The organism is Pseudomonas lini (genome assembly GCF_001042905.1).
Taxonomy (GTDB): Bacteria; Pseudomonadota; Gammaproteobacteria; order Pseudomonadales; family Pseudomonadaceae; genus Aquipseudomonas; species Aquipseudomonas lini.
This window is the reverse complement of the sequence record NZ_JYLB01000005.1, coordinates 176,919-200,132: the sequence shown is the minus strand read 5'-3', so window position 1 is coordinate 200,132 and position 23,214 is coordinate 176,919. Positions and strand designations below refer to the sequence as shown.

The 23,214-nt window shown below is 58.0% G+C and carries 25 protein-coding genes and 1 tRNA gene; 17 read left to right on the top strand and 9 right to left on the bottom strand.

Annotated features, from left to right (window positions below; all coding sequences use genetic code 11):
- Positions 1 to 2: 2 nt before the first annotated feature.
- From TU81_RS16365 to TU81_RS16335, 7 genes are all read right to left on the bottom strand, one after another.
- A complete protein-coding gene (locus TU81_RS16365) occupies positions 3 to 758 on the bottom strand; it encodes a substrate-binding periplasmic protein (protein ID WP_038978552.1) in 756 nt (251 codons plus the stop codon).
- A gap of 73 nt (positions 759 to 831) precedes the next feature.
- Positions 832 to 1,602, bottom strand: coding sequence for an imidazole glycerol phosphate synthase subunit HisF (gene hisF / locus TU81_RS16360; RefSeq protein WP_007897430.1), 771 nt, complete (start codon positions 1,600 to 1,602; stop codon positions 832 to 834).
- Positions 1,603 to 1,611: 9 nt separating this feature from the next.
- A complete protein-coding gene (gene hisA / locus TU81_RS16355) occupies positions 1,612 to 2,349 on the bottom strand; it encodes a 1-(5-phosphoribosyl)-5-[(5-phosphoribosylamino)methylideneamino]imidazole-4-carboxamide isomerase (RefSeq protein WP_007897434.1) in 738 nt (245 codons plus the stop codon).
- Between the two features lie 42 nt (positions 2,350 to 2,391).
- On the bottom strand, positions 2,392 to 2,649 hold the full coding sequence (locus TU81_RS16350; RefSeq protein ID WP_048396050.1) for a DUF2164 domain-containing protein: 258 nt from the start codon (positions 2,647 to 2,649) through the stop codon (positions 2,392 to 2,394).
- Positions 2,650 to 3,288, bottom strand: coding sequence for an imidazole glycerol phosphate synthase subunit HisH (gene hisH, locus TU81_RS16345; protein ID WP_038978551.1), 639 nt, complete (start codon positions 3,286 to 3,288; stop codon positions 2,650 to 2,652).
- Positions 3,288 to 3,881 (bottom strand): imidazoleglycerol-phosphate dehydratase HisB, encoded by a 594-nt coding sequence (hisB, locus tag TU81_RS16340; RefSeq protein WP_007897437.1) that lies wholly within the window; start codon positions 3,879 to 3,881, stop codon positions 3,288 to 3,290. Before hisB ends, hisH begins: the two co-directional genes overlap by 1 nt.
- 284 nt (positions 3,882 to 4,165) lie before the next feature.
- Positions 4,166 to 5,830: an OFA family MFS transporter gene (locus tag TU81_RS16335; protein ID WP_038978550.1), complete on the bottom strand. Its 1,665-nt coding sequence runs from the start codon at positions 5,828 to 5,830 to the stop codon at positions 4,166 to 4,168.
- A 347-nt stretch (positions 5,831 to 6,177) separates the two neighbouring features.
- Between TU81_RS16335 and TU81_RS16330 the strand changes: the two genes are divergently transcribed.
- The 5 genes from TU81_RS16330 (at position 6,178) to TU81_RS16310 (ending at position 10,406) form a co-directional block, all read left to right on the top strand.
- Positions 6,178 to 6,582 carry an acetyl-CoA sensor PanZ family protein gene (locus TU81_RS16330; RefSeq protein WP_038978549.1) on the top strand — a complete coding sequence of 135 codons (405 nt, stop codon included), beginning with the start codon at positions 6,178 to 6,180 and terminating at the stop codon, positions 6,580 to 6,582.
- A 77-nt stretch (positions 6,583 to 6,659) separates the two neighbouring features.
- Entirely contained in the window at positions 6,660 to 8,894 is a 2,235-nt protein-coding gene (locus tag TU81_RS16325; protein WP_048396049.1) for an AsmA family protein, read from the top strand.
- Entirely contained in the window at positions 8,891 to 9,958 is a 1,068-nt protein-coding gene (gene mutY / locus TU81_RS16320; RefSeq protein ID WP_048396048.1) for an A/G-specific adenine glycosylase, read from the top strand. Before TU81_RS16325 ends, mutY begins: the two co-directional genes overlap by 4 nt.
- A complete protein-coding gene (locus TU81_RS16315) occupies positions 9,955 to 10,227 on the top strand; it encodes an oxidative damage protection protein (protein ID WP_007897448.1) in 273 nt (90 codons plus the stop codon). The genes mutY and TU81_RS16315 overlap by 4 nt, the downstream gene beginning before the upstream one ends.
- Before the next feature lie 103 nt (positions 10,228 to 10,330).
- A tRNA-Phe gene (locus TU81_RS16310) sits at positions 10,331 to 10,406 on the top strand.
- An 84-nt stretch (positions 10,407 to 10,490) separates the two neighbouring features.
- On the opposite strand, the gene TU81_RS16305 is transcribed toward TU81_RS16310, so the two are convergent.
- Positions 10,491 to 10,940, bottom strand: coding sequence for a hypothetical protein (locus tag TU81_RS16305; RefSeq protein ID WP_038978546.1), 450 nt, complete (start codon positions 10,938 to 10,940; stop codon positions 10,491 to 10,493).
- A 261-nt stretch (positions 10,941 to 11,201) separates the two neighbouring features.
- Here TU81_RS16305 and TU81_RS16300 point away from each other — a divergent pair, with 261 nt between their 5' ends.
- The 7 genes from TU81_RS16300 to vapC all read left to right on the top strand — a co-directional run bounded on the left by TU81_RS16300 (position 11,202) and on the right by vapC (position 16,700).
- Positions 11,202 to 12,260: a PDDEXK nuclease domain-containing protein gene (locus TU81_RS16300; protein WP_048396047.1), complete on the top strand. Its 1,059-nt coding sequence runs from the start codon at positions 11,202 to 11,204 to the stop codon at positions 12,258 to 12,260.
- Positions 12,257 to 13,939 (top strand): ATP-binding protein, encoded by a 1,683-nt coding sequence (locus TU81_RS16295; protein WP_048396218.1) that lies wholly within the window; start codon positions 12,257 to 12,259, stop codon positions 13,937 to 13,939. The genes TU81_RS16300 and TU81_RS16295 overlap by 4 nt, the downstream gene beginning before the upstream one ends.
- A gap of 55 nt (positions 13,940 to 13,994) precedes the next feature.
- The gene (locus tag TU81_RS16290; RefSeq protein ID WP_048396046.1) at positions 13,995 to 14,969 is read left to right on the top strand and encodes an alpha/beta hydrolase family protein; all 975 of its coding nucleotides are present in this window, start codon (positions 13,995 to 13,997) and stop codon (positions 14,967 to 14,969) included.
- A 37-nt stretch (positions 14,970 to 15,006) separates the two neighbouring features.
- Entirely contained in the window at positions 15,007 to 15,423 is a 417-nt protein-coding gene (locus TU81_RS16285) for a hypothetical protein (protein WP_038978543.1), read from the top strand.
- Between the two features lie 6 nt (positions 15,424 to 15,429).
- Positions 15,430 to 15,882 (top strand): hypothetical protein, encoded by a 453-nt coding sequence (locus tag TU81_RS16280; RefSeq protein ID WP_048396045.1) that lies wholly within the window; start codon positions 15,430 to 15,432, stop codon positions 15,880 to 15,882.
- A gap of 180 nt (positions 15,883 to 16,062) precedes the next feature.
- Complete coding sequence (gene vapB / locus TU81_RS16275; protein ID WP_038978541.1) at positions 16,063 to 16,293, top strand: type II toxin-antitoxin system VapB family antitoxin; 231 nt, start codon at positions 16,063 to 16,065, stop codon at positions 16,291 to 16,293.
- Positions 16,293 to 16,700: a type II toxin-antitoxin system tRNA(fMet)-specific endonuclease VapC gene (gene vapC / locus TU81_RS16270; protein WP_030129300.1), complete on the top strand. Its 408-nt coding sequence runs from the start codon at positions 16,293 to 16,295 to the stop codon at positions 16,698 to 16,700. The genes vapB and vapC overlap by 1 nt, the downstream gene beginning before the upstream one ends.
- A 76-nt stretch (positions 16,701 to 16,776) precedes the next feature.
- Here vapC and gabP read toward each other — a convergent pair whose 3' ends face one another.
- A complete protein-coding gene (gene gabP / locus TU81_RS16265; RefSeq protein ID WP_048396044.1) occupies positions 16,777 to 18,171 on the bottom strand; it encodes a GABA permease in 1,395 nt (464 codons plus the stop codon).
- A gap of 553 nt (positions 18,172 to 18,724) precedes the next feature.
- Here gabP and TU81_RS16260 point away from each other — a divergent pair.
- From TU81_RS16260 to TU81_RS16240, 5 genes are all read left to right on the top strand, one after another.
- Entirely contained in the window at positions 18,725 to 19,498 is a 774-nt protein-coding gene (locus TU81_RS16260; protein WP_007897462.1) for an ABC transporter ATP-binding protein, read from the top strand.
- A gap of 13 nt (positions 19,499 to 19,511) precedes the next feature.
- Positions 19,512 to 20,258, top strand: coding sequence for an ABC transporter substrate-binding protein (locus tag TU81_RS16255; protein ID WP_038978539.1), 747 nt, complete (start codon positions 19,512 to 19,514; stop codon positions 20,256 to 20,258).
- A 78-nt stretch (positions 20,259 to 20,336) separates the two neighbouring features.
- On the top strand, positions 20,337 to 21,032 hold the full coding sequence (locus TU81_RS16250; protein ID WP_038978538.1) for an ABC transporter permease: 696 nt from the start codon (positions 20,337 to 20,339) through the stop codon (positions 21,030 to 21,032).
- Positions 21,029 to 21,718: an ABC transporter permease gene (locus TU81_RS16245; RefSeq protein ID WP_038978537.1), complete on the top strand. Its 690-nt coding sequence runs from the start codon at positions 21,029 to 21,031 to the stop codon at positions 21,716 to 21,718. The genes TU81_RS16250 and TU81_RS16245 overlap by 4 nt, the downstream gene beginning before the upstream one ends.
- Entirely contained in the window at positions 21,699 to 22,928 is a 1,230-nt protein-coding gene (locus tag TU81_RS16240; protein WP_038978536.1) for a methyltransferase, read from the top strand. Before TU81_RS16245 ends, TU81_RS16240 begins: the two co-directional genes overlap by 20 nt.
- The last annotated feature ends 286 nt before the right edge of the window (positions 22,929 to 23,214 follow it).

Sequence of the window (23,214 nt, the reverse complement as noted above, 5' to 3'; positions counted from 1 at the left end):
TGCTACAAATACCGCCCCATGATGTCGTCCACCACGCCTTCCTTGCGCAGCTGATCCAACGCTGCCTGAAGCTTGGCCACGACGTCATCCGGAACGTCTTTATTCAGCGCCAGGTACAACTCGGCGCTGTTGAAGCGCAGCACGGTCTTGAGCCCGCTCACGCCTTCCTGGCGCGCCAGATAGCGGCCTGCCGGGTCACCGGTGGCCCACAGGTCGATCTGGCCATTGACCAGTTTTTTTGCATTGTCTTGATCGCGCAGCACAACAATCGGTTTCAGTCCTTGCTTGGCCAGCGTCTCGGCAATTGCATCGCCCTTGTAGGCGCCGATCTTGTATTTGCGCGCCTGCTCCAGTGACTCGAGGGTGATCTTGCTATCGGCCTTGGCCAGCAGGATCCAGTCGTCCGGGCCGATAGGGCCGACCCACTTGAAGAGTTTCTCGCGGTCCGGTAACCGCGCCATCACGAACACGCCATAACCAGGCTTTTCCAGGGCGAGCTTGTAGATTCGCTCCCAAGGGAAACGCAGCGTCAGGCTGTAAGTGATGTCGGCGCGTTTGAACATCTCACGGACGATGTCCACGGCAATGCCATTGATGTTCTCGTCCTGAGCGAAATTCTTGCCATTCTTCGCCATGTTGTACGGCGGGAAGTTTTCCGTCAGCAACACCAGACCGGTGCCGGGATTTTCTTCGGCGTGGGCTCCGCTGATGAGCAACAGAGAAGCGCTGGCGAGGACAAGAAGAAGACGTTTAAGCATGTCGGGCTACCGGAATCCATGGCGTGCCCAAGAGTGCCTTGAGCCCGCCATGCTGTCCACTGGCCTGTACTGTTTAGCGCATCACGATGCCGCGATGAGCCATGTAGGCCTTGGCTTCCTGCACGGTGTATTCGCCGAAGTGGAAAATACTCGCCGCCAGCACCGCGCTGGCGTGGCCTTCAAGGATGCCGTCGGCCAAGTGCTGCAAGTTGCCAACACCGCCGGACGCGATCACCGGAATCCCCAGCGCATCGCTGATGGCGCGGGTGACGCCCAGGTCGAAGCCGTTTTTCATGCCGTCCTGGTCCATGCTGGTCAACAGGATTTCACCGGCACCCAGGCCTTCCATCTTCTTCGCCCACTCAACGGCGTCGAGGCCGGTTGGCTTGCGACCACCGTGGGTGAAGATTTCCCAGCGCGGGGTTTCGCCCGGACCGGAAACCTTCTTCGCGTCGATGGCGACGACGATGCATTGCGACCCGAAATGCTGGGCCGCTTCGCCGACGAATTCCGGATTGAACACCGCAGCGGTGTTGATCGAGACCTTGTCCGCGCCAGCATTGAGCAAGTTGCGAATGTCCTGCACGGTACGCACACCGCCACCCACGGTCAGCGGAATGAACACCTGGCTGGCCATGCGTTCGACGGTGTGCAGCGTGGTGTCGCGACCGTCGACGCTGGCGGTGATGTCGAGAAAGGTAATCTCGTCGGCACCTTGCTCGTCGTAACGACGGGCGATTTCCACCGGGTCGCCGGCGTCGCGAATATTCTCGAACTTGACGCCCTTGACCACCCGGCCGTTATCCACGTCCAGGCAAGGGATGATGCGTTTGGCCAGCGCCATGGTGAGTCCTCAGCCTTTGTACGAATCGCAGAAAGCTTGCGCTTCAGCGACATCGAGGGTGCCTTCGTAAATCGCCCGGCCGGTGATGGCGCCGATGATGCCTGGCGCCTTGGCGTCGAGCAGCGACTTGATGTCACCCAGATTGTGGATACCGCCGGAAGCGATCACCGGAATCTTCGTCGCCGCGGCCAGGGCGGCGGTGTACGAAACGTTGCAGCCCTGCATCATGCCGTCTTTGGCGATGTCGGTATAAACGATCGCGGACACGCCGTCGGCTTCGAATTGCTTGGCCAGGTCAATCACCTGAATGGTGCTGATTTCAGCCCAGCCGTCGGTGGCGACAAAACCGTCTTTGGCATCCAGACCGACGATCACCTTGCCTGGGAACGCACGGCAGGCTTCAGCAACGAAAGCCGGATCTTTCACGGCTTTGGTACCGATGATCACGTAGCTCACGCCCGCTTTCACGTAGTGTTCGATGGTTTCCAGCGAGCGGATACCGCCGCCGATCTGAATCGGCAGGTTCGGGTAGCGCTTGGCGATGGCGGTGACCACTTCGCCGTTGACCGGCTGGCCTTCGAAAGCACCGTTCAGGTCGACCAGATGCAGACGGCGGCAACCGCCTTCCACCCACTTGGCAGCCATGCTCACCGGGTCATCGGAGAACACCGTGGAATCTTCCATGCGGCCCTGGCGCAGACGAACACAGGCACCGTCTTTGAGATCGATAGCGGGAATAATCAGCATCTGGCAAACCTTCAAATTCGAGTATTCAGCTTCGCTCGGAAATCAGTTTTTCTCGAGCGCCCACAGGTCGCTTTCGATGCTTTCGAACCTCTCTTTGAGGTGCGTCTGCACATCGAAAATCGCCCTGTTGTAATAGTGCGGAGCAATTTCGCGGGTAAACAGCTCAAGGATTTCAGCCGCTTCGAACGAACCCAGGTCCAGTTCGAAGCGATCCTCCATGAAGCGTTTGATCTTGTGATTGGCCTCGTTCTCCTGTTCGGGAGTGAGGGTCAGGATCGGCAGCTTCTTCTTGACGGCCATTTACCAGCGACCATCCCACGCAGCGAAGTTCTGCAGCAATTGCAGGCCATGGGTATGGCTCTTCTCCGGGTGGAACTGCACGGCGAAACGCGAGCCATCGGCCAGCGCTGCGGCGAAATCGACACCGTAGTGACCGCTGCCCACCACCTGCCGCGCATTGCCGGCAGCAATGTAGTAGCTGTGCACGAAGTAGAAACGCGCCAAGTCCGGAATGTCGTGCCACAGCGGGTGACTCACCGTCTGCCTCACTTCGTTCCAGCCCATGTGCGGGACTTTCAGGTGTTCGCCGTCTTCATGCAGGTCTTTGCCGAAAAACTTCACCGCGCCCGGAAACAGGCCAATGCAATCGACGCCGTCGTTCTCTTCGCTGTGGTCGAGCAAAGCTTGCATGCCCACGCAGATGCCAAGGAACGGACGGTCCTGGCTGACTTCACGCACCAGCGAGTCGAAGCCCAGGCGACGGATCTCCGCCATGCAATCGCGAATCGCACCGACGCCGGGAAATACCACGCGATCGGCTTCGCGAATCACATCGGCATCGCTGGTGATCAGCACTTTGCCGGCACCGACGTGCTCGAGGGCCTTGGCCACCGAGTGCAGGTTGCCCATGCCGTAATCGATAACCGCGACCGTCTGCATTACAGAACGCCTTTGGTCGACGGCATCTGACCGGCCATGCGGTCATCCAGCTCCACAGCCATGCGCAGGGCGCGGCCGAAAGCCTTGAACACGGTTTCGATCTGGTGGTGGGTGTTGGTGCCACGCAGGTTGTCGATGTGCAGGCTGACAAGGGCGTGGTTGACGAAGCCCTGGAAGAATTCCTGGAACAGGTCAACATCGAAACCGCCGACGGTAGCGCGGGTATAAGGAACATGCATCTGCAGGCCAGGGCGGCCGGAGAAGTCGATCACCACGCGCGACAGCGCTTCATCGAGCGGCACGTAGGCATGGCCGTAGCGACGGATGCCTTTCTTGTCGCCGATGGCTTTGGCGAAGGCCTGACCCAAAGTGATACCGACGTCTTCCACCGTGTGGTGGTCGTCGATATGCAGGTCGCCCTTGCTGACAATATCCAGGTCGATCAGCCCGTGACGGGCGATCTGGTCCAGCATGTGCTCAAGAAAAGGTACACCGATATCAAATCGGGCCTTTCCGGTGCCATCCAGGTTGATCGAGGCTTTGATCTGGGTTTCCAGAGTGTCGCGCTCGACAGACGCCATACGTTCGGCCATCACCAGCTCCGCAAAAATCATTGGGGCGAAAAAGGCAGCCATTATAGGGTCGCGGGCGCTAAACAGAAACACGAGAGGTGATATCACTGACGGAGTGAATCCCTTGCTGTCGGGGATAGACATGTCAGTACAAGCAAAAGATCGCAGCCTCCGGCAGCTCCTACACCGACCGCGTCCACACAATGTGATGTGAACGCTGACCGTAGGAGCTGCCGAAGGCTGCGATCTTTTCGGGCATAAAACCAATGTGCCTGATACAACACATGCCAGGCACAAAGCGTCTCTTAGTGGAACAGCACTGCGGTTTTCTGCAGCGTCACCCAAACACCCCATGCCAACGGAATGCCCACCACCAGCCACGCAGCCACCGCCAATGGCTTGGTGCCCGCATCCGCTTTCCACTCCAGCACGGTGCTGGCGTCAGCACCTTTGTCGTGGCCCAGCGCCTGCTCGGCGGCCAGTTCAGCGTCGGTCATGAAGTACTTGTCGGCCACCGGGCGAACCATCAGGTTGCACAGGAAACCCAGCACCAGCAGGCCCGCGAGGATGTACAGGGTGATGTCGTAAGCTGCGGCACGTTCAACGCCGATGCTCAGCTGATATTCACGCAGGTAGTTCACCAACACCGGCCCCAACACACCCGCCGCCGCCCACGCGGTCAGCAGACGACCGTGGATCGCACCGACCATTTGCGTACCGAACAGGTCCGCCAGATAAGCCGGCACTGTCGCAAAACCACCGCCGTACATCGACAGAATGATGCAGAACGCCGCCACGAACAGCGCGACGCTGCCCAGATGACCGAGGTTCGGGATCAACGCATACAGCGCAAAACCCAAGGCGAAGAACACGAAATAAGTGTTTTTGCGACCCAGGTAATCCGAGAACGAAGCCCAGAAGAACCGGCCACCAATGTTGAACAGGCTCAGCAAACCGGTGAAACCGGCCGCAATCGCTGCGATCGAGGCCAGTTGCCCGGCATCCAGCTGACCAAATGTCTGGTCAGTGCCCAGCAATTTACCGGCGAAAACTTCCTGCAACAGCGGCGAAGCCATGCCGAGGATGCCGATACCCGCCGAAACGTTCAGGCACAGCACCAGCCACACCAGACGGAATTGCGGAGTTTTCCACGCCACATTCACATGGACGTGACGGTGAGTGATCATCGAGTTCGACGCTTTTTTCGCCGGAGCAGTCCAGCCTTCAGGCTTCCAGCCAGTTGGCGGAACGCGGTAGGACAGCGCGCCACCGATCATGAACACGAAGTAGATCGCGGCCATTACCAGGAAGCTCTGCCATACGCCCACGCTGGTTGGCGAAGCAAAGTGGCCCATCAGCGCTGCAGCCAGAGGAGCACCCACCATCGCGCCACCGCCGAAGCCCATGATCGCCATGCCTGTGGCCATGCCGCGCTTGTCCGGGAACCACTTGATCAGGGTCGAGACCGGCGAGATGTAACCCAGGCCCAGGCCAATACCGCCAATGACCCCGGAGCCGATCCACATCAACCAGATCTGGTGGGTATAGACCCCCAGCGCCGAAATCAGCAGACCGCCACACCAGCACAGTGCCGACACCACACCGGCCTTGCGAGGACCTGCGTGTTCCAGCCAGCCGCCCCAGATCGCTGCCGAGCAGCCAAGGAAGATGAAGAACAGGGTGTAGATCCAGCCGAGCATCGAGATCGGCCAGTCGCATTGAGACGAAAAGACCTGAGCGATGAAGCTCATGTCCGGCGCGCAAGTCACGGCCTTGGTGACGCCCAGGGCTTTGGACAACGGCAACCAGAACACCGAAAAACCGTAGGCCATGCCGATGCACAGGTGGATGGCCAGAGCGGCCGGTGGTACCAGCCAACGGTTAAAACCGGGCTTGGCGATGATGCGCTCCTTGGAAAGGAACGCGGGCTGGTCGGCTTTGAGGCCGTCCGCCGTGATGCTCGTAGTCATGGTGTTTCCCCCAATTATTAGTATTGTTCGCCAGCCGTACTTCACCCCCAGCCTTAATGCACGCAGGCATGACTGTTTTTTAGGTGAAGCTCCATTTTGGTGCGACATCACGCCGCAGAAGGGACGGACGAACGGGCAGAGGTTACCATTTGCACGTGACAGAAAAACCAAACTGATATCACCTTTTGTATGTCATCTGTTCTCGTACAACCGTAAGAACATGTATTCATACGTAGGAGCTGCCGAAGTCTGCGATCTTTTGATCTTTTGCAACGTGAACAGAAGATCAAAAGATCGCAGCCTGCGGCAGCTCCTATGGGACCAGATTAGCTTTCAAGGGAGACACCATGCCGATCGTTGTCGAGCTGCTGAACCAAGCCACTTATCAGGATCAGCAAGATCTGCAGAAGATCTACCGCGACGCCCCGGACTGGCTGTTTGCGCCATTTACAGGGGAGATGCATCTGATCGAAGACTGCCTGCAGGACGGTTCGCTGATCGCCGGACGCTTCAACGATCGGTTGTTGGGTGCGGCACGTCTGCAACGGCACCACGACGTCTGGCATTTGTCCCATTTATGCGTACGAAAAATCACCCGTCGTCGTGGGGTTGCCGAGCGCATGGTGAACGAAGCGCAGAAAATGGCGTCGCAATCAGGCGCGACATTGCGGCTGTTGGCGCCTGCCGGGCACCTCGAAGCTCAAGCGCTGGCGGCTAAGCTGAAGGTGCCGCTGGATGAGCTCCCGATGTGATCGCTGACCGGTCAGCCACTTCGGAGCGCTATACTCCCCGGCTAAATTTCGAATTCGACTAATACAAGGACTCGCCCATGAAAGCGTTCGGCAAAATCCTGGGTCTGGTACTTCTCGGGCTGTTGCTGATCATTGTGGCGCTGGGCTTTGCCCTGACCCACCTCTTCGATCCCAACGACTATAAAGACGAGATTCGCCAGATTGCCCGCGACAAGGCCCACATCGAGCTGACGCTCAATGGCGATATCGGCTGGAGCCTGTTTCCCTGGCTGGGCCTGGAATTGCATGAAGCCAGTGTTGCAACCCTGGCCAAGCCTGCCGAACCGTTCGCAGACTTGCAGATGCTCGGCCTGTCGGTCCGCGTGATTCCGCTGCTGCGCCGCGAAGTGCAGATGAGCGATGTGCGCGTCGAAGGCCTGAATCTGCGCCTGAATCGCGACAAGAACGGCCACGGCAACTGGGAAGACATCGGCAAGGCCCCGGCGCCAGCCACCCCGAGTACTCCGGCCACGCCGCCCGCCGCCACCGGCGAACCTGCACCAACCACTACCGCTCAGGCAGAAAAACCGGCTCAGCCGATCCGCCTGGACATCGACAGCCTGACCGTCAACAACGCCCGCGTTGAGTACAGCGACGAGAGAACCGGCAAGCAGTTCAGCGCCGAAAGCATCCAGCTCAGTACTGGCCCGGTACATGACTCGACCAACATCCCGGTCAAACTCACCGCATTTCTCGGCACCAACCAACCGGTTCTGCGAGTACGAACCGAGCTGGCCGGCGAGTTGCGTTTCGAGCGTGCACTGCAGCGCTACAAATTCGAAGACATGAAACTTTCCGGTGAAGTCGCTGGCGATCCACTGCAAGGCAAGACCATGACCTTCGCCGCTCAAGGTCAGTTGCTGCTGGACAGGGCTGCCAACGTCGCCGAATGGACCGGCATCAAGATCTCCGCCAACCAGCTGCGCGCCTTGGGTGAACTGAAGGCCAACGACCTCGACAAGACCCCGCAAATCAGCGGTGGCCTGTCGATTGCCCAGTTCGATCTGGCGAAATTCGTCGACAGCATCGGCCAGAAACTCCCGGCGATGGCCGAAGGCAGCCTGAGCAAAGTCGAACTGGCCAGCCAGGTTGCCGCCACGCCGACCAGCCTGTCCCTCGACAACCTCAACCTGAAACTCGACGACAGCACTTTCAGCGGCCGCATCGCTGTCGAGGACTTCGCCAAGCAATCGCTGCGCGTGAACCTCAAGGGTGACACTTTCAGCGTCGATCGTTACTTGCCGCCAAAATCCGCCGAAGCCAACAGCGCGAAGCAGGTGCGTCAGGCCGAAGTGGCCAGCACCGAGAGCGAGGCGATGGCTGGTGCAGGCAGTTCACCGCTGCCGCCCTCACCGACCAAAGGCCCGTGGAGCACCGAGCGTCTGTTGCCGGTGGAACGCCTGAGCAAACTCGACGTGAACGCCGACCTGACTTTCGGCCAGCTGACCCTCGACAAACTGCCGATTCAGAATGCGGCACTCAAGGCCACAGGCCAAGGCGGCCTGCTGACGCTGGAGAACCTGCGCGGCGACCTGTACGACGGCAACTTCGAAGCCAAAGGTACCCTGGACGTGCGCCAGCAAGTGCCGGCGCTGAACATGCAGACGCGCATCAGCAAAGTGCCTGTAGAAAAAATCCTCGAAAGCCAAGGGAAAAATCCACCGGTCCAAGGCCTGGTTACCCTCGATAGCGCGCTGACCAGCAGCGGCAATAGCCAGAGCGTGCTGATCGACAACCTCAACGGCAATGCCAGTTTCGTCATCAACAATGGCGTTCTGCTCAATGCCAACCTTGAGCAGCAACTGTGCAAAGGCATCGCCACCCTGAATCGCAAAACCCTCACGGGCGAGCCACGGGGCAAGGACACACCGTTCGAAGAGCTCAAGGGCAACCTGACCTTCCACAACGGCGTGGCCAGTAACCCCGACCTGAAAGTGCGCATTCCGGGCATGACCGTCAACGGTAACGGCGACATCGACCTGCGGGTGCTGGGCATGGATTACCGCGTCGGCGTGATCGTCGAAGGCGACAAGAGCGACATGCCGGACCCGGCCTGCCAAGTCAGCGAGCGCTTCGTCGGCATCGAGTGGCCACTGCGCTGCCGTGGTCCGCTGGAACTGGGTGCCAAGGCTTGCCGCGTCGACAATGAACGCATGGGACAAGTCGCGAGCAAACTGGCCGGTGAGCGGATCAGCGAAAAAATCGACGAGAAGCTTGGCGATAAAGTCAGCCCGGAACTGAAAAACGCGCTCAAGGGGCTGTTCAAGCGATGAGAGCCGAGCAGTTTTCAACGGCGGTGCTGGACTGGTACGACCGCCACGGCCGCCACGATTTGCCTTGGCAGCAGGGCATCACCCCTTACCGGGTGTGGGTCTCGGAAATCATGCTGCAGCAGACCCAGGTCAGCACCGTGCTGAATTACTTCGACCGTTTCATGGCTTCGCTGCCAACGGTCGAAGCCCTGGCCGCCGCGCCGGAAGACGAAGTGCTGCACCTGTGGACCGGCCTCGGTTACTACACCCGCGCGCGCAACTTGCAGAAGACCGCGAAGATTGTCGTTGCCGAATATGGCGGCGAGTTTCCCCGTGATGTGGAAAAACTCACCGATCTACCGGGTATCGGCCTGTCCACCGCCGGCGCGATTGCCAGCCTGAGCATGGGCCTGCGGGCGCCGATCCTCGATGGCAACGTCAAACGGGTGCTGGCGCGCTTTACCGCGCAAGAGGGTTATCCGGGCGAGCCCAAGGTTGCCAAACAGCTGTGGGCCAACGCTGAGCGCTTCACGCCATATGATCGAGTCAACGCCTACACCCAGGCGATGATGGATCTGGGTGCCACGCTCTGCACCCGCAGCAAGCCGAGCTGCCTGCTCTGCCCCCTGGAAAAGGGCTGCGAGGCGCACATGCTGGGCCTGGAAACCCGCTACCCGATCCCCAAGCCACGCAAAGCCGTGCCACAGAAGCGCACGCTGATGCCAATGCTCGCCAACGGCGAAGGGGCGATTCTGCTTTACCGTCGCCCTTCCACGGGCCTGTGGGGCGGTCTCTGGAGCCTGCCGGAACTCGACGACCTCGACGACCTGCAACATCTGGCTTCGCAGCACTCGCTGGAACTGCGCAGCCAACAGGCCCTGCCGAGCCTGGTACACACCTTCAGCCACTTTCAGTTATCCATCGAACCCTGGCTGGTTCAGGTTCAGGAGGCCGGCCATCACGTGGCCGAGGCCGACTGGCTCTGGTATAACCTCGCCACCCCGCCGCGCCTGGGCCTTGCCGCCCCGGTCAAAACCTTGCTCGAACGCGCGGCCGCCGTATTGAACGCAGGAGAGTCGTCATGACCCGCACCATCATGTGCCGCAAGTACAAAGAAGAATTGCCCGCCCTGGAGCGAGCTCCATTTCCGGGTGCAAAAGGCCAGGACATTTTTGACCACGTCTCGGCCAAGGCCTGGGCCGACTGGCAGAAACACCAGACCCTGCTGATCAACGAAAAACGCCTGAACATGATGAACGCCGAAGACCGCAAATATCTTCAAGGCGAGATGGACAAGTTCTTTTCCGGCGAGGAATACGCCAAGGCCGAAGGCTACGTTCCGCCGGCTGAATAATCCCGTTTTTTCGGGGGTCGGATCGTAAGCGACGGTAATAATTAAAATTTTTTTGAAAACTTTCTTGACGACCCCCTGAAAAACCAGTTTAATGCGCCCCGTTGCCCAGATAGCTCAGTCGGTAGAGCAGGGGATTGAAAATCCCCGTGTCGGCGGTTCGATTCCGTCTCTGGGCACCAAATACCGAAAACCCTGAATCGCAAGATTCAGGGTTTTTTTATGCCCGCGATTTGATCAGGCATCGAGCAAGCGTCTCTCTTGGACTAGTTTTCAGTATTCCAGTGGAAGACAAGATTGCGAGCGGCACCACTTCCTACATCCGCCGTATCACGCCGTTCCTCACCATTGCGAGTCGCGACGACGGTGTACTTGCCAGGTGGCAGCTGAACATAAACCAACGGGCCGGCTTCGCTCAGCGTCAGCACGGGTTGCCCCGGGTCTTTCTGAATGACCAGATTTACATCCGGAACATATTTGCCCTCCGCCCCGATGGAGAAAGTCATGTGCAGGTTGTAGCCCTGCGCTTGTTCAATGGCTCGCGCCTCATCCTCTCCGATCCCCCCGGACAGGTAAGTAATCCCGTTTTGCTGTTGCTGCTGGACTTGCACGCCTGTGCTGTCGATCGGTTCAAGACTGGCTGCGTTAAGCACGACTGGAAACATCAGTACGCCGACAGCGGCGATGGGCAGCATGAATGAATGGACGTTCTTCATGATGGCGACTCCCGGGTTACGCAGAACCCAATCGTTACTCTTTTTAGATTTGTTGCTGAATGTTCAAGTTTTAGATCGATTAGCACTTGGGCTCACTGCGAATCGGACTACGTGATGTGCTCCTCATGCATGGGCTGCCGTCGGCCCGGTCCTGCAAAGCAAATTCGCCTTTCCTTCCGATTTACCAGTAACGCCCGGCATCGCGGACTATCTCTCTCTTGCCATCCTCTTCCGCTTGTTTCCTTAGCCGCGGAAAATGTCATGAGCTCCCTAAAACCCGGTAACACTCAAGATCCACAGATCACTTCACTGCTCGGCAATCTTGGCGAGTTGATCCGTGAAGCGCGTCAGAAGGTGCTGCGAGTGGTCGATACCGTTCAGGTGCAAACCTGTTGGCAGATCGGACGGCATATTGTGGAGTTCGAGCAGGAAGGCGCTCGGCGGGCGGTTTATGGCAAGCAGTTGCTATCGACGCTGGCGAAAGTCCTCACTTCCGAGTTCGGGAAAGGTTTTGACGAACGCAACCTGCGATACATGCGGGACTTTTATCAGACCTTTCCAATTTGGAACGCAGTGCGTTCCGAATTGAGCTGGACCCACTACCGCAGACTGCTACGAGTCGACAACGACAACGCTCGCCACTGGTACATGAACGAATCTGCTCTGCAGAACTGGTCAAGTCGCGCCCTCGAGCGCCAGATCAATACCCTCTATTACGAACGCCTGCTGGCGAGCCGCGACCGGGCCGCCGTCAAACAGGAAGCCGCCACCAATATCCAGCAAATGAACGCCAGCCCTCGGGATTTCATCCGGGACCCCGTGCTACTGGAATTTCTCGGCCTGCCCAATGCGGGTTTGATCCAGGAAAGCGAACTTGAACAAGCATTGATCAATCAACTCCAGGGCTTCCTGCTCGAACTGGGCAAAGGCTTCGCCTTCATCGCTCGCCAGCAACGCATCAGTACCGAGAGCAAAGACTTCTATATCGACCTGGTGTTCTACAACTACCTGCTCAAGTGCTTCGTCATCTTCGACCTCAAGCGCGGCGTACTGACCCACCAGGATGTCGGCCAGATGGACATGTACGTGCGCATGTACGACGACCTCAAGCGCGGACCGGAGGATAGCCCCACCGTCGGTCTCATTCTCTGCGCGCAAAAAGATGAATCGGTGGTGCGCTATTCAGTGCTGCAAGGCAACGAACAGCTGTTTGCCAGCACCTACAGACTGGTGCTACCGAGCGAGGAGGAACTTTGCACAGAACTGGATCGGGAATGGGCGGTGATTGAGGAGCGGTTGTGTGGCCGGGTAATCCGGTGAACGAATTGACCCTTCAAAACTACCTACGCGGCAAATACCCCAAGGAAAACACTGCCTGCGAATGGAAAGAGTTCAAGAACCTTACTCACGCCGTGTCCGGACGCAAAGGTGCAGATATTGCGAGTTATCTATCCGCCATCGCAAATATGGCCGGAGGTCATTTGGTGATCGGCGTTCAGGATTGTTCGCTACACATTGTCGGAGTCCAGCAGCTTCATGACTACACACCTGAAAACATTCGCCAGCGTTTGCTGGGGCGTTGCTGCAATCTGAACTCGGAAGGTTTTTGCATCGAAAGTTTCACTACCAGCGATACCGGCAAAACCGTTTGGGTGTTTCATATCCCCAAGCATAGGCCGAGGCTGCCGGTTTATGCGCACGATAAAGCCTGGCAGCGGCTGGACGATGCATTGACTGAGATGCGGCAGGAACGGCTGGAGGCCATTTTGAATGAGCCAATCGACATACAGGATTGGTCGGCTCAGACGGTATTAGGCGCGACCCACGCCGACCTTGATGAACAGGCGGTCGACGTAGCACGACAGAAGTTTGCGGAGAAACACCGCAATGCTTCATTTGCTGAAGACATTCAAACCTGGGATCTGGCGACTTTTCTGGACAAAGCGAAGCTGACTATTCAGGGATGCATCACGCACTCCGCTTTGTTGTTGGTGGGCAAACGAGAAGCCAGTCATTTTCTGCCAACCCTGGCACAAATCACCTGGAAACTCGCAGGTGAAGAACAGGCATACGAACACTTTGGCCTACCGTTTTTACTGACGACGACTCAGGTGCTGCATCGCATACGTAATATTGACTACAAGCTTTTTCCACAAAACCAATTGCTGGCCACCGAAGTCAGCAAATATGACACTCGCGTTATCCTGGAAGCCTTGCACAACTGCATTGCCCATCAGGACTATCAACTGCGCTCACGCATTATGGTCGTAGAGCGCGTCGACAGATTGGTATTCGAAAATGCTGGCGGTTTCTATGAGGGTGAACCTGAGGATTACTTTAGCGGCGAGCATACGCCAAGCCGCTACCGTAACCCTTGGCTGACCCAAGCGATGGTCGGCTTGAACATGATCGACACCATGGGTTTCGGTATTTCCACCATGACTCTGTCCCAACGTAGCCGGTACTTCCCACTGCCGGACTACAGCAAGTCCAAGGAAAACAAAGTTGTGCTGGAAATTTACGGGAACGTGATCGACGAAAACTACACCCGTCTATTGTTAGAAAATCAGGATCTGCCATTGAATACAGTCATGCTGCTGGACAGGGTGCAGAAAAGACAACCCATCACAGAAAATGCCGCGGTCTTGCTGCGCAAGCAAGGGCTTATTGAGGGGCGAAAACCGAATTATTACGCGGCCGCCCAAGTGGCGCGCAGCACGGGCAACCAAAGCGACTATATTCGCAACCGGGCTTTCAATGATGGCTACTACAAAGATCTGATTCTCGACTATTTGAGGCAATATGGGTCAGCATCACGCATTGAGCTAGTCGCGCTAATCCTAGACAAACTGTCGGATGCTTTAGACGAAAAACAAAAGCAGAACAAATTTCGCAATTTGCTGCACTCGATGTCGACACGCGACCAAAGTATTGAAAAATCAGGTAGTTTGCACAAAGGCCGCTGGATTCTCAGGAGTTTTACTGACGCCATACCGTAGACAAACTCTAGACAAACTTTCGCTCTAAATGGGCCCGGTTTGCAACGGAGCACCAATGAGACAACAAACCCTGCTCACGCAACTTCCAACGATCCAACTCGGAAAATCGCCCTCCAGTGCCGCCGGAGAGCCGTTCAACGAACCCGCCACCGACGGCTTCATCCTTGGCGGCTTCACCTGGCGGCATGCGAATCAAGACCCAACCCGTCCGGTGGTGATCATCAACGCCGCTACTTCAGTCCGTTGCCGACACTACTCGCGCTTCGCCGATTACCTGTTCGCCAACGGCTTCGACGTGATCACCTATGACTACCGCGGCATCGGCGAGTCGCGCCCTGCGTCACTGAAGGGGCTTGAGGCCTCATGGTCCGATTGGGGCGCGCTGGATTTCGAGGCGATGCTGCAAAGGGCGCAACGCGAGTTTGCACAACAACCCATCAATGTCGTCGGCCACAGCTTCGGCGGTTGCGCGGCCGGGCTGGGAGCCTCCGGGCATGTGATCCGACGCTTGGTGACGGTGGGTGCGCAGTTCGCTTACTGGCGCGACTATGCCCCTGCTCATCGCTGGCGAATGTTTGGCAAGTGGCATGTGGTGATGCCATTGATGACCATGCTGTACGGCTACTTTCCCGGCAAACGCCTCGGCTGGCTCGAAGACACCCCGGCCGGTGTAGTTCGCGACTGGAGCAAGCCCACCGCCCGATACGAGAAACGCCCCAGCGGTCGTGTCATCCACGCCAAAAACGGCCAGCTTCCCTTCGCCAACGTCACAGCCCAGACCCTGGCGATCAGCCTCAGCGACGATCCCTACGGTACGATTCCGGCGATCGAACGCTTGCTCGGCTACTTCACTGGCAGCACAAATACCCACCTGCGAATCGCCCCCGAAGATATCGGCGAAGAAGAAGTCGGACATTTCGCCTTTTTTCGCAGCGCATACCAAGCCACACTATGGCCCATTGCATTGTCCTGGCTGCAGACCGGCGAGCTGGCCCCCGATACACCCGGGCGGCGAGTGCCACGCAGTTGATGCATGCGCCCTCTCAACGAATTACGGAACGACGCCCATGGCCTCCGCCAACAAGCAGAACAAACGCGCCTCCCGCGCCAAAGCCAAGGCCAAGCAGAACCGCACCCAGCGGGCTGCCGCGCCGGTCGAGCTGGACCCGAACGACGATCGCATCGACTTCGAATCGGTGGACCTGACCGAACTGTTCAAAGAAATGATCGATGCGGCAAAGATCAGTCAACAGGCGATGTGCGCGGCCTTTCTTGAACACCCACTGCTCGCGCTGGTGCTGGAACAGGAAGGCGAAGAAACCGCGACAGACTTCATCATCGCTGCGCTGATCGAGTATCGCCAATGGTCCACCGAAGCTGACGAAGCCAGCGCCTTGGCGTGGATCGAATCCCCGGCCTTCCAGGCTGACTACGTGGCAGCGTCCGAAGTCATCGCGGCCCAAACCCAACAGAAACCAAACTGAGTTCCCATGGCATCCCTGAACAAGCAACAGAAACGCGCCAAGCGCGCAAAGGCCAAAGCCAAGCAAATCAATATTCACGGCAGAAAACCCGCCGAACTGGATGATGACCTGGGCGAACTCGGCGAGCCGATCCCGGAATACACCTTGGCGATGTTCAGCAAAATGCGTGACGTCGAGGCCACCAGCCGCAACGACATGCTGCTGACCCTACTGTCGAACCTCGCCGAAATCATCAGCGACCATCCAGAACTGCTGGACATGGAAAACGCCGACAACGAAGCCATGGCCGCCACGCACCTGGCCGCCGACATGCTGATCGACTACCGCATGTGGGCCGATGGCATGGACCGCGACGCCGCCCAGGCCTGGCTGACCGATCCGCAATTCATCACTGACTTTGGCGATGCGCTGGACAGTTATCGTCAGTCGCTGGACTTGCCGGTGGAAAAGGCTGAGTAAGGCCACTCTGGAAGTAAAAACGGCTGCTTGTCATCTCTGACAGCAGCCGTTTTTTGTAACCATTGAAACTGTCGTGACTATCACAACCTTTCATCAGTCATCGTGTATATCCCATTGACATATCCCAACAAAATTCTATGCTTCTGACTTCAAGCGTCAGCAAAGCGCAGGAGGCCTGCCATGGAACAAACCACCCTTTTTATGAGCAATCGAAGCCAGGCCGTCCGCCTGCCCAAAGCTGTCGCAATGCCCAGTGATGTGAAGCGTGTCGATGTTATCGCTATCGGCAGGACTCGCCTCATCACCCCGGCAGGAGAAGCCTGGGATAGCTGGTTCGACGGCGAAGGCGTGAGCGCAGACTTTATGGCTGACCGTGAGCAACCAACCGATCAGGAGCGTGAGTCGTTTTAATGATCAAATTCATGCTCGATACCAACATCTGCATCTTCACCATCAAGAACAAGCCACAGGTTGTACGCGAAGCCTTCAATCGTCATCACGGCCAGCTATGCATAAGCGCTGTCACCTTGATGGAGTTGATTTACGGTGCAGAAAAATCTGCCGCACCGGAAAAAAACCTCGCTGTCATCGAGGGCTTTGTTGCCCGTCTTGAGATCTTGCCTTTTGACTATGAAGCAGCAGCACACACCGGAATGATTCGCTCGGAATTGGCTAAAGCAGGGACACCAATAGGCCCTTATGACCACATGATTGCCGGCCACGCACGCTCACGAGGGTTCACCATCGTGACGAATAATCTACGGGAATTTGAGCGTGTATCCGGTTTACGAGTTGAAGACTGGGTGCACCCCGCTTGAATCGAGCACAACAGACAAAACAAAAACGGCCGCTTGTCATCACTGACAGCGGCCGTTTTGCGTTACGCGGTACGAATCAGCTCAGCACCACCGCGCCCACTTTCTGCAGCTTGCGACGACGAGCCACGAACAACCCGGCAGCCACCACCGACACACTCAGCAAACCAGTCGCGAGGATCTCCACGCGATGGGCGTCCTGGAACAGCATGATGGTCAGGGCCGCAACGATGAATATGATCACCGCGTAGGTCAGGCCCGGGAACAGCCACATGCTGAAGGCGATTTTTTCACCGCGAGCCATACGCTGTTTACGCATGCGCAGTTGTGAAAACGCGATCACCAGGTACACCAGCAGCGCGATAGCGCCGGAGCTTGCCAGCAGGAATTCGAACACGGCGGCCGGGGCCACGTAGTTGGCGAACACTGTAAGGAACGCTGCACCGGTGGACAACATGACGGCCCAGTACGGCGTGCCGCTCTTGTTGGTGCGCTGGGAAACGGCCGGCGCATCGCCGCGTTTGCCCAACGAGAACATCATGCGCGAAGCAGTGTAGAGCGCCGAGTTCAGGCAGCTGGTTACCGCAACCAGAACCACAATATCGACGATCAGCTTGGCATTCGGGATACCCATGCGTTCCAGCACGGTCTGGTAGGAACCGACGCTGGCCAGAATCGGGTCGTTCCATGGCACCAAGGCCACAACGATGAAGATCGACACGAGATAGAACAAACCAATCCGCCAGATGACCGAGTTGGTGGCCTTGGAAATTTGCTGGCCAGGGTTCTTCGATTCCGCGGCCGCGATGGTCACGATCTCGGTACCCATGAAGGAAAACATGGTGGTCAGAATGGCCCCCAGCACCGCGCCCATGCCGTTTGGCAGGAAGCCTTGAGTGTCAAACAGGTGCGACACGCCGCTGACCTGGCTGGTAGGCAGGAAGCCGAAGATCGCCAGAATGCCAAGACCGATAAAGCCGATGATCGCTACGACTTTGACCAGGGCGAACCAGAACTCGAACTCTCCGTAGTTCTTCACACTGAACAGGTTGGTCACCGTCAGCAGCAAGGTGATGACCAGCGTGAACGCCCAGATTGCCACGTCAGGGAACCAGGCATGCAGGATGGTCGCGGCGGCGTTGGCCTCCAACGGAATGACAAGCACCCAGAACCACCAGTAGAGCCAGCCGATGGTGAAACCGGCCCAGTGACCGATTGCGCGGTCGGCGTATGTGGAGAAGGAGCCAGTGTCCGGCGAGGCGACGGCCATTTCGCCAAGCATGCGCATCACCAGCACCACCAGCATACCGGCGGCGGCATAGGCCAGCAGTACGGCTGGACCGGCAGCTGCGATGGCATGACCGGAGCCGACAAACAGCCCGGCACCGATCACCCCGGCGATCGACAGCATGGTCACATGACGCGGTTTGAGCCCCTGTTCGAGGCCATTGGAGGAGCTTTGGCTACTACTCATTGAGACTACCTTTGCAAGTAAAGCGATGACGTCGGCCCGGTCTGACATTCCTTCTCGTAAAAAGAATCCAACAGGGCGTTTCTTATTCTGCACGCAATAATTGCGCCAAAATATTTCATACGCCCGCGACACGGGGCCTTCGCGCGAATCGAGCAGTCATCGCAAGTCATTGAGATTAATGGCATTTCGCCAGAACGTTACCCTGCCACCCACTTCAAGGAACGAATCAGCGCACCAGAAACACATCAAAAAATTCGGGCACGCACAATAAAAGTTCAGATCAGGAACGTTTGTCCGGTTAGCGCTTCCAACACCCCGCCAAAGCTGGCAACATCGCGCCTTTTTTTACGCGATAGCCACGCCCAAGCGTGTTCAAACGGCTGTTCGGTTGTTGATGGGGCGACAGTCTGCTGTGCCGATGCGACAACCTGCCACATGCCACCCGTTTACCGTCCGTAGCGCTGTTGGCTGCCATTCGAACGCTATGCTAGCTTGGCCGCCTCGCCAGGAAGGCCACCAACAGCAGGAGCGCAAAACACTATGAGGAACGCACATGGCTGAGGCCACGCCCGCGCTTGAAATCCGCAACTTGCACAAACGCTACGGACAGCTTGAGGTGCTCAAAGGCATCTCGCTGACCGCCCGCGACGGCGACGTGATCTCGATCCTGGGTTCCTCCGGTTCCGGCAAGTCCACGTTCCTGCGTTGCATCAACCTGCTGGAAAACCCGCACCAGGGCCAGATCCTGGTAGCCGGTGAAGAACTCAAGCTCAAAGCCGCCAAGAACGGCGAACTTGTTGCTGCCGACGGCAAGCAGATCAATCGCCTGCGCAGCGAGATTGGTTTTGTATTTCAAAACTTTAATCTCTGGCCGCACATGAGCGTGCTCGACAACATCATCGAAGCCCCGCGCCGCGTGCTCGGCCAAAGCAAAGCCGAGGCTATCGAAGTCGCCGAAGCCTTGCTGGCCAAGGTCGGCATCGCTGACAAGCGTCACGCCTACCCGGCGCAACTCTCCGGCGGCCAGCAGCAACGCGCGGCCATCGCCCGCACCCTGGCGATGCAGCCCAAGGTCATTCTGTTTGACGAACCCACCTCCGCCCTTGACCCGGAAATGGTCCAGGAAGTACTTAATGTCATCCGCGCATTGGCCGAAGAAGGCCGCACCATGCTGCTCGTGACCCATGAAATGGGCTTTGCCCGTCAGGTTTCCAGCGAAGTGGTGTTCCTCCACCAAGGCTTGGTAGAAGAACAAGGATCGCCGCAGCAGGTGTTCGAAAACCCGCTTTCGGCACGCTGCAAACAATTCATGTCCAGCAACCGCTAACGGAGCTACCCGCATGCAGAACTACAAAAGAATCTTTCTGGCCGCTGCTGTCACCCTGGCCTTCAGCGCCGGTGCCGCCGCCGAGACCTTGAAGATGGGCATCGAAGCGGCCTACCCGCCGTTCAACAACAAAGATGCCAGTGGCAATGTCGTCGGCTTCGATAAAGACATCGGCGATGCCCTGTGCGCCAAGATGAAAGTCGAGTGCACCGTGGTTACCTCCGACTGGGACGGCATCATCCCGGCCCTGAACGCCAAGAAGTTCGACTTCCTGATCTCCTCGATGTCGATCACCGACGAGCGCAAGCAAGCGGTGGACTTCACCGAACCGTACTACTCCAACAAACTGCAGTTCATCGCGCCGAAAAACGTCGACTTCAAAACCGACAAGGCTTCGTTGCAAAGCAAGGTGATTGGCGCCCAACGCGCGACTCTGGCCGGCACCTGGCTGGAAGACAACATGCCCGGCGTTGAAGTCAAACTCTACGACACCCAGGAAAACGCTTACCTGGACCTGACCTCGGGTCGTCTGGACGGCATCCTTGCAGACAAGTACGTCAACTACGAGTGGCTGAAAAGCGACGCCGGCCGTTCGTATGAATTCAAGGGTGACCCAGTGGAAGAAAGTGACAAGATTGGTATCGCCGTGCGTAAAGACGACACCCTGCGCGCGAGGCTGAACCTTGCCCTGAAAGAAATCGTCGAAGACGGCACTTACAAGAAGATCAACGACAAGTACTTCCCGTTCAGCATCTATTGATTCTGAGCTGCATGACCGGCGCCGTTCTCTGACGGTGCCGGTCCTTCGCAATGCCTGCCGCGATTTGAAAAGAAATCCATGATTATCGACCTCTACGGATTCGGCCCGGCGCTCGCCGCTGGTGCGCTGATGACTGTGAAGCTGGCACTCTCGGCCTTGTGCCTGGGGCTGGTGCTCGGTCTGCTCGGCGCCTTGGCCAAGACTTCCCCGTACAAGCCGCTGCAATGGCTTGGCGGCACTTATTCGACGCTGGTTCGCGGCATCCCGGAATTGCTCTGGGTGCTGCTGATCTACTTCGGCACGGTCAACCTGATGCGTGCCCTGGGCGAGTTCTTGGGCAACCCCGACCTCGAACTCAACGCCTTCGCCGCCGGCGTGATTGCGCTGGGGCTGTGCTTCGGCGCCTACGCCACGGAAGTGTTTCGCGGTGCGATTCTGGCGATTCCCAAAGGTCACCGTGAAGCCGGCGTGGCCCTGGGCCTGTCGAAATTCCGCATCTTTACCCGGCTGATCATGCCGCAAATGTGGCGCATCGCCCTGCCGGGCTTGGGCAACCTGTTCATGATCCTGATGAAAGACACCGCGCTGGTCTCCGTCATCGGCCTGGAAGAAATCATGCGTCACACACAAATCGGCGTGACCATATCCAAGCAACCGTTCACCTTCTATATGGTGGCCGCCTTCATGTATCTGGGCCTGACCATTCTGGCCATGACCGGCATGCACTTTATGGAACGACGCGCCGCTCGCGGCTTCGCGAGGAGCACCCAATGAACTGGGAAGTCATCATCAAGTGGCTGCCGAAACTGGCTCAGGGCGCGACGCTGACCCTGGAACTGGTGGCCATCGCCGTGATCGCCGGTTTGCTGCTGGCGATTCCACTGGGCATCGCTCGTTCGTCGCGACTCTGGTACGTGCGGGCATTCCCCTACGGCTACATCTTCTTTTTCCGTGGTACGCCGTTGCTGGTTCAGCTGTTCCTGGTCTACTACGGCCTGGCGCAGTTCGACGCGGTGCGTAACAGCTCGATGTGGCCGTACCTGCGCAGTCCGTTCTGGTGCGCCACCGCGACCATGACCCTGCACACTGCGGCCTACATCGCCGAGATCCTGCGCGGTGCGATCCAGGCAATTCCGCCGGGCGAGATTGAAGCGGCGCGGGCGTTGGGCATGTCCCGGGCCAAGGCGCTGTTCTACATTATGCTGCCGCGTGCGGCGCGCATCGGCCTGCCGGCCTACAGCAACGAAGTGATCCTGATGCTCAAGGCCAGCGCCCTGGCCAGTACGGTGACCTTGATGGAATTGACCGGCATGGCCCGCACCATCATCGCCCGCACCTACCTGCCGGTGGAGATCTTCTTTGCCGCGGGCATGTTCTACCTGCTGATGGCTTACGTGCTGGTTCGTGGCTTCAAGCTGCTGGAGCGCTGGTTGCGCGTCGATGCCTGCCAAGGGCGTTGATTCCTGCGTGCTGACGGGCGAGGCCTTGCTCGCCCGTTTCACCGCGCTGGATGCTTTTCTGATCGAGCATCAGGCGCTGTGGAAGCCTCGACCGTTTACTTATCTGCAATTGCCTTGGGAAGCGTCCTACCCGGAGTTGGCGTTCTGGCTACGCCGGCGGTCGCTGGAGGATGCGGAAAGCAGTCATAACCAACCTTGTTTGCTTGATGCGCCGAAGCCGTTTGCTTCATTGGCGGCGATGTCTGCTGAACTGAGCACGGTGGATGAATTGCCGAGTCGTGCGCTTGAAGCAGCGGGTCATCGCTTGAATGTGGATGTGCCTGGACGCAAGTGGCAGCAGATCGAAGCGTTCACCAGTTGTTTGCAGTTTGCTCATGCACCGACGCATTGGCTGGACTGGTGTTCCGGCAAGGGCCATTTAGGGCGACGCTTGCTGCAAACCGGGCAACAACTGACCTGCCTGGAATACGACCCAACGCTGGTTGCCAGCGGTCAGGCACTCAGCCAACGTCATCAATTGCATGCGCTGCATGTCGAGCAAGATGTGCTCGCGCCTGGTGCAGCCTCCTTATTGAACGCCGATCACACGCCCGTAGCGCTGCACGCTTGCGGTGATCTGCATGTGCGACTGATCCAGCTCGCCAGCGCAGCCGGTTGCAAACAACTGGCCATCGCACCCTGCTGCTACAACCGGATCAGTCTGAACACCTATCAGCCGCTTTCCTCTGCGGCTGAGCGCTCCGACCTACACCTTTCCCTCGATGACCTTGCGCTGCCGATGAGCGAAACCGTCACCGCCGGCGCTCGCGTCCGACGCCAGCGCGACACCTCCATGGCCCGGCGCCTGGCGTTCGACCTGCTGCAACGACAACTGCGCGGCGTCGACGAATACCTGCCGACCCCTTCTCTGCCCAGCGCCTGGCTGGACAAACCTTTCGCCGATTACTGCCGCGATCTGGCCGCGCTCAAAGACTTATCCACAGTCGGTGCGCCAGATTGGACTAGACTGGAAGCCGCCGGTTGGCAGCGATTGGCCGAAGTGCGCAACCTGGAGCTGCTGCGAGGCCTTTTCCGACGGCCGCTGGAACTGTGGCTGGTACTTGATCGGGCACTTTTCCTCATTCAGCAGGGTTATACCGTTCGCCTCGGCACCTTCTGTGAAACTCCACTCACGCCGCGCAATTTCCTACTCCTTGCAGAACGTCCTTAAACAGCCACAGCCTGTGGATAACTCTGTTGATGGAATTATCGTGGATCCAATATCCACGCTGTTTTACGCCTAAAACACTGCTGGTCATTTTTTGTTCACACAAATAAAAAACCCGCAAAACAGGCATTTGCGGACAAATGAGAACGAGTCTACAAAATCGTAATGAACAGGTAGTCGCCCCTGGTCCATTGTGCATAAGCATTTCATCAAAACGACATAGCCGCCGAATACCGGACACCCATAGCGGGAAATTGCGCCTTGCAACGGCCTTGCTATACACGCATAC